The 8728-nt window shown below is 40.8% G+C and carries 7 protein-coding genes; 2 read left to right on the top strand and 5 right to left on the bottom strand.

Annotated features, from left to right (window positions below; genetic code table 11):
- Positions 1 to 2856 (top strand): Ig-like domain-containing protein (locus AN214_RS13970; protein WP_152960772.1); only part of this gene is annotated, 2856 nt, incomplete at its 5' end.
- A gap of 56 nt (positions 2857 to 2912) precedes the next feature.
- On the opposite strand, the gene AN214_RS13965 is transcribed toward AN214_RS13970, so the two are convergent.
- Genes AN214_RS13965 through AN214_RS13955 form a run of 3 tightly spaced genes read right to left on the bottom strand, consistent with a single transcriptional unit; the run spans position 2913 to position 5880 of the window.
- Entirely contained in the window at positions 2913 to 4190 is a 1278-nt protein-coding gene (locus tag AN214_RS13965) for a peptidoglycan DD-metalloendopeptidase family protein (RefSeq protein WP_054980285.1), read from the bottom strand.
- 1 nt (position 4191) lies between these two features.
- Positions 4192 to 5502, bottom strand: coding sequence for a M23/M56 family metallopeptidase (locus AN214_RS13960; RefSeq protein ID WP_054980284.1), 1311 nt, complete (start codon positions 5500 to 5502; stop codon positions 4192 to 4194).
- Positions 5503 to 5505: 3 nt separating this feature from the next.
- Positions 5506 to 5880 (bottom strand): BlaI/MecI/CopY family transcriptional regulator, encoded by a 375-nt coding sequence (locus tag AN214_RS13955; protein WP_054980283.1) that lies wholly within the window; start codon positions 5878 to 5880, stop codon positions 5506 to 5508.
- 350 nt (positions 5881 to 6230) lie between these two features.
- Here AN214_RS13955 and AN214_RS13950 point away from each other — a divergent pair, with 350 nt between their 5' ends.
- Complete coding sequence (locus AN214_RS13950) at positions 6231 to 7445, top strand: hypothetical protein (protein ID WP_152960771.1); 1215 nt, start codon at positions 6231 to 6233, stop codon at positions 7443 to 7445.
- Positions 7446 to 7505: 60 nt separating this feature from the next.
- Here the strand turns inward: AN214_RS13950 and AN214_RS13945 are convergent, their stop codons facing one another.
- Positions 7506 to 8270 carry an ABC transporter substrate-binding protein gene (locus tag AN214_RS13945; protein ID WP_161805688.1) on the bottom strand — a complete coding sequence of 255 codons (765 nt, stop codon included), beginning with the start codon at positions 8268 to 8270 and terminating at the stop codon, positions 7506 to 7508.
- 123 nt (positions 8271 to 8393) lie between these two features.
- Positions 8394 to 8702 carry a hypothetical protein gene (locus AN214_RS13940; protein ID WP_054980280.1) on the bottom strand — a complete coding sequence of 103 codons (309 nt, stop codon included), beginning with the start codon at positions 8700 to 8702 and terminating at the stop codon, positions 8394 to 8396.
- Positions 8703 to 8728 lie beyond the last annotated feature (26 nt).

Genomic DNA, 8728 nt, shown 5'->3' with positions numbered 1-8728 from the left:
GCCTTAATCTTCTCGATTACAAATAAACCAAGTTGGGCCACGTTTAATGCTAGTTCAGGTACTTTATCTGGTATTCCGAGCGCATCTGATATAGGCATTACTTCAGGTATTATCATTACCGTGTCGGATGGTGTTTTAAGTGCATCGCTCCCTGCGTTCAATATTGAAGTACTTAATGTAAATGAAGCACCGGTGGTAGAAGATCAAAACGTGAATGTGGATGAAGATTCGAGTTTGACTATTTCGCTAAATGCAAAAGATGCAGATAATGATGAGCTTACGTTCGAAGTAACCAGTGAGCCCTTGTTTGGTCAAGTTTCTGTAGTAGGAAGTTCTGTAGTCTACACGCCAAGTGTTGATTATTTCGGCTCAGATCAGTTCAGTGTGATCGCAGATGATGGCGAACTGGCGTCACAGCCGGCCGTAATTATTATTGACATTAAACCGGTTAATGATGCACCTATCGCGGTCGATGATGTATTCACGCAAACGTATTCAGAAACCATGCTGTACACGCTTGATGTGCTTGCAAATGACAGCGATGTGGATGGTGATGTGTTACGTGTAATGGCTGTAAGTTCGGATATCGGCTCAGTAAATATTGTCGATAATCAACTTGTTTACCAAGCGATGCAGGGTGGACCAGAACAGGTTAACTTAAGCTATACCCTTGTTGATCAAGGTGATGAAGTTGCGAAAGCTAATGTAGTACTGACGATTACTGATCAGGAAACCGAGCAACTACCTATAATAAATGCGCCAGATACAATTAACGTAGATGCCAGGGGGTTATATACAAAAGTAAATATCGGGGTTGCAACAGCTGAAGATATTGACGGCAATCCGCTAGCTGTTTCACTTATTAATAGCAGTGTTGTGTTTAAGCCAGGCAAGCATAACGTTTATTGGTACACAGAAGATAGCGAGGGCCGCAGCCGTGTGGCTACTCAGGTTGTAAACGTTAATCCACTGGTTTCTATTGATAAAAATACGACCATCGCTGAAGGTGGCGAGTATACAACAGCGCTCTATCTAAATGGTGATGCAGTGAGTTACCCTGTGATAGTTGATTATGTTGTGTCGGGCAGCGCAGATGGCAACGACCATGACTTAATCACAGGTCAAGTTACGTTCGAATCACGCCGAGCATTTATCAGCTTCACTAGCTTTGAAGATAGTGAAATAGAAGGTGACGAAACATTAGTGATTAGCCTAGTAGGCGATAAAAACTTTGCCGAAAATAGCGTTCAAACAATCACGATTAGCGAAGCGAATATTGCACCAACAGTCAAATTAGTTACGATGCAAGGCGAGCAGATGCAAGCAATTGTAGGTAAACAAAACGGCGAAGTGTTAATTAAAGCGAATGTGACTGACGCGAATCCGTTAGATGTTGTTACGCTTACTTGGCAAAGTGAGCTGATTAATACCTCGAGCGATGAGCACATGTTTAGTTTTGATCCTTCAGTGGTAAGTGCCGGCATTTATAAGATCTCAGCAATTGCAACCGACAACGGTGGAACACCACTTTCGACGGAGCGTTCGGCTTACATTGAAGTGCGAGAAGAACTTACCCAACTGGATGAGCAAATCGACAGTGATGGCGATTTGATTTCAGATGCGCAAGAAGGCTATCGAGATTCTGACTCAGATGGCATACCGGATTACCTAGATGCAATTGTTGATTGCAACGTAATTCAACAGCATGTAGAGCATCAGCGTAATTTCTTAGTTGAGGGTGAGGTAGGTGTTTGTATACGTAAAGGCCTTACTGCAGTTAATAATCAGTCCGGTGGCGTATTGTTATTTAGCGATGAGTTAATCGCGGATGATGATGCGGTTTATCGCGGTGGTGTTATTGATTTTATTGTGGAGGGACTGAAAGAATCAGGGCAAAGTTATCAGCTTGTATTCCCACAAAATGAAGCGGTGCCTGAAAACGCAATTTATCGAAAGTTTATCAATAACCAATGGCAAGATTTTGTTATCGATGACTATAACCAAGTCCACACAACATTAGGTGAATTCGGATACTGCCCAGCACCTGGTGATAGTAGCTGGACTCCAGGGCTTACCGCTGGTCATTGGTGTGTACAAATTACGATTCAAGATGGTGGTGCGAATGATGCTGATGGCCAGGCTAATGGCACAATTATAGACCCAAGCGGTGTTGCCGTAATGAATATGCAAAATACACAGCCAATTGCAGAGTCTGACGCGGTAGCCATGCCTTGGAATAGCACATTAGCTATTGATGTATTAGCAAATGACTCTGATGAAGACGGTGATACATTGACGATTAACTCAGTTGCTGTTGACTTTGGCATTATTAATATTGAGTCAAATCAGCTGCACTATACAGCCCCAATTGACTTTTTAGGTACTGCCACGATTCAGTACAGTATTTCAGATGGTCAAGGAGGCAGTGCAAATAGCATGGTTACGGTTACGGTAAACACTAATTTTGCACCGAGCGCAAAGAATGATAGTGCAGAGACAGACGATAAAACGGCTATTAATATAGCGGTGTTAGTCAATGACTCCGACCCTGACGGAGATGCCCTTACTGTAACAAGCGCAATTGTTGATAGCGGCAGTGTTGTTATCAACGCGGATAACACGCTGACATTTACGCCGCAAGAGGGCAGCGCGACGACAGCAACGATTGAATATGCAATTAGTGATGGCCGTTACACCGCATCGGCCAAGGTCACGGTGACGGTAACAAAAGCGCAAAACCCACCGCCACCAGAACCCAGTGAACCGGTCTCTAAAAAATCAAGTGGTGCATTCACTTTTGCTTTACTGCTTTTATTAATAAGCACAGCAACTATGCGTCGCAGATTTAAATACTAATCTGAATCGACATCACAAAGCCCAGCCGTAATGCTGGGCTTTCTTTTTATGCAATTTTATTCTTGAAGCGCGCTTAACACTTGGTTATCCGTGGTTGGGTCAGGAACCAACACTGCATAGCGTTTATCAATATCATTAATATGCACTTTGAATGCGTGTAAATCGTCGCCCGTTAATTGAATATTACTTGGTTGCTTCATTTTTAATGGGTTAATTACTTTACCGTTTTTATGCACTTCATAATGCAGATGGCGTGCGCTAGAAAGGCCCGTATTGCCTAAAAAGCCAATCGTTTGCCCTTGGCTTACACGTGCACCATGCTTGATACCTTTAGCAAAGCCTTTTAAATGTGCATACAAGGTGCGATAGCCGTTGCCGTGATCAATTAGCACACGATTACCAAAGCTTCTGCTGTAGCTGGCTTTTAGTATTTTGCCTTTACCCGCGGCCATAATTGGTGTACCAATTGGTGCGCTAAAATCAATGCCTTTATGTTGCCTTGTGTAGCCTAAAACGGGGTGCTTTCGTTTACCAAAGTTTGATGACAATCGCGCGCCATTAAGTGGCGTTTTCATTAAAAAGCTCTGTGCTAGCTTGCCATCTTTAAAGTAAAAAGTGTCTTGGTAATGGTAAAGTTTGTAATGTTTACCTTGATTGATAAAGGAAATCGCAACCAGCTGTTGTGGGTTACTAAAGGTGCTAAATAAATGTGCATCTTGCGTAACTGTTTCGCTATTAAAATTTAAGGTAATTTGATCGCCTTGTCGGATCTCTCTTTGAAAATCAACAAAGTGAGACATCGCTAGAATCGCGCTGTTAATCACATTATTTGGTACTTCAGCATCGCTCGCAGCTTGATAAAGGCTGTGATTTATTGCAAAAGAACGGCTTATTTTCTCCGTTTGGGTTGTGATTGCATTTTGCGTAATTTCCCAACTTTCTTCCACTAATTTTGCGTTAATAACTTGGGCGAAACTCGTTGCAAAGCGAATGGTTTTACTGTTTGGCGTTTCAATTACATCAAACTGAGTGTGCGACTGAATTTTCTTAAAATCATAGAGCGGTTTAATCGCATCGGTTAAAGCGTAAACCTCTGAAAATGAAAACCCCGCCGAACGTAATAAATGGGTCAGTGTATCACCTTTATTTAGGATATAGGTTTGACGTGTTATCTCAGTGTTATGCGGAGCTGTATTGTCTTTTTCCTGCGAACTTGCTTGCGTATGTGTGTTTTCTATGACGATGTTTTTGTTTTGCGTTTCATCGTTACATTGGCTTTGTTCATCACAGCCTACGAGTAATAATGCTACTAAAATAATACGTGAAAAATGCATGTTATTTCTCGTTTAAATAAATGAGTGGGTCAACTGTTTGACCATCTTTTGCTAGTTCAAAGTGCAAATGTGTGCCTGTTACTTTACCGCTATCGCCCATTTTTCCAATGAGTTGGCCACTTTTAACCCACTGACCTTGCGTGACTGAAATGTCGTCTAAATGCGCATAGAGCGATTGCCAGCCATTGCTGTGCTGGATCACAATGGTTTTACCAAACGCAGCGGCCATAGTCTCATCATCGGCAATAATCACTTTGCCGGTTTTTGCGGCAACAATGTGAGTGCCTTTTGTATCAACTAAATCAATGCCGCGATGTGGGCGGTTTTTGCGAAACGAAGTAACATGGCCATAATGAGAGCTGATATCAATATTTGCGACCGGATATTGCCACTCATCTTGTCCTGCATAAACTTGCGATATTGCACCTTTTGCCAGTACAACAATTAATAGCGCGCAGCTGAAAACATAAAGTGATTTTTTAATTTGGATTGGCGCGTGACTAAAAATAAACGTGAAACGTTGCTTGTAGTCAGCCACCTTGCTGGTTTGCCCTGTAAAATGAGCTGCAAATGGGTTTAAAGCGCCTTGCTGCGATAATTTTATACTGAGCAACAAGGTATTAGCGTAATCTTGCGGCGTATAGCGATGGCGCGAGATTGTTTGCAAATCACAACGCTGTTCCATTGCATTTACATACAATTCGCTGAGCTGTTTTATAGCGGGATTAAACCAACAAACTTCTACCAAAACTAACCAGAGCCAAGTATGAAAATGATCTCGGTTAGCAATGTGCATTTGTTCGTGGGCGAGAATAATGCCCTGCTGCTGTTTGCTTAAATGCATAAAATACTGCGGTAACACCAGCGTAGGTCTATGAAAACCAATCACAAACGGCGATTGATTCATCGGTATCACCATACAAGGCACAGTGCTTAAGTGATACGGAGTACCTTTTGCAATTAATGCCTTAGCGTTACAATAACGTTTAGTTAGTCTCAGTAAGCGATATGCTGATGGGATAAAAAGTCCCCCAAAAAGCAACCAATTAATGTTAAAGCCGCTTTCGCTGGTGGTTTGCTTCGCCACTTCACCAACAAATTGCATTTGTTGTTGCGCACTAGAATTAAGCCAAGCAAAGTTGACCTCTGTCACCGTAAAAATGTCGAAATTTGGTAAAAATACCGCACATGGAAGGACGAGTGCAGCCCAACAAAAGAGCGGTGAAAGACGCTCATTTTGCGCTATTTTTTTTAATAAAGCAGCAAGTGAAAGGCTAATTACTAGCCAACATAAAAATGAGATTAACCACATAACTTAGTTGTTTTTCTGTTGTTGTAATGTATTTAAATGAGCCTCCAAATCAGAGAGTTCATCTTGTTCAAATAATTGGCTGCCAGAGAACATGGCAACGGGTAAATTGCCGTCTATTTCAAGTACGCGTTCAGAGAAGTCTTTCACAAATGCGGCGAGCGTAGGCACTTTATCAAGTAATGCTGAATAGATTTTTTTATTCCCTTGCGTTTCTACACTGACATAGTTTTTTTGCGCCATGCGCTCTAATGTTTTGCGGGTAGATGAATAACTCCAACCGTAGAGTGACTCCATCCGTTGGTGAATTTCTTTACCCGTTAATGGCTGTTGCTGCCATAAAGACTTGAGAATTTCGAGTTCTGGGCCGGTAAGTTGCAAAGCAGTTTCCTTTTTATATTTATTCGAATATGGGAAGTCACAATTTGTGTGACAGGTGTCGCAATTTAACAGTGTTTTTAGTGTGACACAAGTCGCATATTGAGTTTTATTTGTTTATTGCCACGTAAAATTGGCTTTGAGAAAGAAGGTAAGCTTATGTTAAAACTTCATGATCATTCAGTAGGTTAGATTTAAGCTGATATGGTTTAAAATGCTAACGTTTGGCTTTTTTGTTTAGTATATTTCACAATAAAAATTATTAAATGAATAAATATCAAGGAGTTAAGTTTTGGTATGCGCCTTGCCTTAAAAGCGAATATATTCTAAAAACAATAATGGATTACAATTTTATGCACATATCTCTTTTTAAATCGCTTCACCTTACAAGCTTAGCCGCCGTCGTTTTTATTGCGTCAGGGTGTAGTGGCGTTGTCAGTCATCAATACATCAAAACCGATTCAAATGGCGCAATTACCGAAATTAAAAAGAATTATCAGCAATTTGGTGATGAATATCAGGTTATTGCAGAAATTAACGGACCAATCACCTTAAGCTCAGACGCGTTAACCATAACAAGTATGAGTAAAGATAGTTTTGTTAAGATTAAGCACTTCAAATCTGATGATTTTTTGATGATAAGCAATAAGAATGGCGAAGTGACCTATGGTGATCAAAAAGGAAGTACGCCAAGCAAAAACGAAATTGAACAGTTTATGAAAAGCGTGTTTGATAATACCCCATTATTTGCCGTTGAGCGTACGCAGGCGCTAATTGAACAGCAGGGGGTATCAGGGGCACTTAAACAACTGGAACGGGCAAATAATGATGAGACAAAATCGGCGTATATTACAGCAATTAGTACTAATAACTTAGATTTACTGGCGCAAAGCCGTTTGTTGTCAGTGCTTGCTCAAATAAAGAGTGACTACAGCCAAAGAGTGACGGTAGAGCGCTTTTTAGATAAGCAAAAGCAGCTTCCAGAGCAAGCATGGCTTACGCTTTTACGTGGATTAAATAGCATGAGTTCAGATTATGAAACACGTGTTTTGTTTAGTAAATTAGCGCCACAATTACCTGATGCTAAAACGGTTCATCAAGCTTATTTTGATGTGTCAAAAACCATCGATAGTGATTATGAGAAATTCAGATTAATAAGTGAAATATCGTCACAATCAATACACTTATCAATTGCTGATATGTTTACTGCAAGCGCTGATATTGGTTCAGATTATGAGGCTTACCGCGTCGTAAATGCATTAGCGAGCGAAGTTAAAACACCAGATGATTTTGCAGCGATGCTAACGTTTATGCAGCAAATTGATTCAGATTATGAAATGAAAAGAGCCTTTCTTTCGCTTCCGTATCAAACAATGGACCGGGCAACTACTGCTCAGTCGATTGAATTAGCTAGCAAGTTTATTGACTCCGATTATGAATTAAGCAAAACGCTGATCCATATTTGTCAAAAATCCCCCCATAAAGCGCAACTAACTGAAACGGTTAAATTAGCGTTGCAATCTATCGGTAGCGATTCTGATAGAGTGAAAGTGTACGATGTTTTGTAAATAACCTTGGCTCAGGTTAAATCGTTAAAAAGCGCGTAATCACGTAAGCATAAAGTGAATTTAGTGCGCCTTTTCGTTTAGGTTCCATTTAGCTAACAACATTTGGTATTGGCCGTTGTGTTTAATGGCGTTGAGTGAACGTGTTAGTTTTATCGCGAGGGTATTCTCTAATTTTTTGTTTGCCGTGATATGCAACTCACTTGGAAAGTCAGGTAAATGCAGTTTTTTCTCAATTTTTGTTGGATCTAGCCCAATACTGTTAAGCTCTTTATCGAGATGTAAGGTGTTAGTTAGCACCAAATCAGTACGATTTTTATAAAGCATTTTCATTAAGCTTTCAGGCTCTGGTGCAAGCACTAAATCGCGTTCAAGTGAAAATCCAGCGTTTTCTAAATAGCGTTGACTAAAATACCCTCGCACTGTGCTAACGCGTAATCCTCGTGCACTGTGTAAGTTAAATAACTCAAATTGATTGCTTTTCAAACCAACTAAATAAGCGTGGGCGTGAAATACCGAACCTAGAAATAAGTATTTTGTTTCACGACCGGGCGTTTTAAGTAAGGACATCATAACCACATTCGGCTTCGATTGTAGTTCACGAAACGCTCTAGCTTGCGGCATTATTTCAATTTTTCCAGCGCACGCGCAGTCATTAAGTACCGCGTTAACGACATCAACTAAAAAACCGTCTGGCTGGTTATTTTTATCTTTAAAATGAAACGGGTATAAGTCTTCAGCGACAAAGCGCAGCTGTGTGGCAGAGCAAGTGACACTGGAAAAAAGAGTAGCGATAAGTATGACACATACAAGAACTGAGTTTTTCATAAAGAACACACGACAAATACAACCCATTGCACACATTGCCTAAATGTGTGCACTTTTTCCAGCCATCTAGCCTGATATTAGCCCTGCCTTAATTGTAGCTCAACACCAATAAACGCAAGTTGCTTAATCGTCTGGGCCTTTTAAGGTAAACACCAAGTGCTTGCGCATGTCTTTTAGTACCACACCTTTTTTCACCAGTGCCGCACTTAAGCGTTTTTGCCAAGTAAGCAGATTAGGTTCTGCAGCGACTAAGGCTTGCTCATTTTCGAACTGAAAACACAATAATAGTGAACCTGGAAACAAGTGATATTCAACATCAAACCAGCATTGCACCATGCCCGGAATTTCCGCTAAGGCTTTTGCCTCTAGCGCATCGGCAATACTAAGCACCAAAGCTTGTTGTTTTAGTTGAACTTTTGAGAGTTTTTTCATTGTTTTTCGATGCTCACTAAGAAAAT

The organism is Pseudoalteromonas sp. P1-9 (assembly GCF_001399975.1).
Classification (GTDB): Bacteria; Pseudomonadota; Gammaproteobacteria; order Enterobacterales; family Alteromonadaceae; genus Pseudoalteromonas.
Note: the sequence above shows the minus strand (reverse complement) of the source record. Positions and strands in the feature narration are given on the sequence as shown.

Excerpts from the sequence above, each read along its gene's own strand:
- AN214_RS13965 (WP_054980285.1), bottom strand. The coding sequence starts at position 4,190 with ATGCATTTTTCACGTATTATTTTAGTAGCATTATTACTCGTAGGCTGT.
- AN214_RS13960 (WP_054980284.1), bottom strand. The coding sequence starts at position 5,502 with ATGTGGTTAATCTCATTTTTATGTTGGCTAGTAATTAGCCTTTCACTT.
- AN214_RS13950 (WP_152960771.1), top strand. The coding sequence starts at position 6,231 with ATGCACATATCTCTTTTTAAATCGCTTCACCTTACAAGCTTAGCCGCC.
- AN214_RS13945 (WP_161805688.1), bottom strand. The coding sequence starts at position 8,270 with ATGAAAAACTCAGTTCTTGTATGTGTCATACTTATCGCTACTCTTTTT.
- AN214_RS13940 (WP_054980280.1), bottom strand. The coding sequence starts at position 8,702 with ATGAAAAAACTCTCAAAAGTTCAACTAAAACAACAAGCTTTGGTGCTT.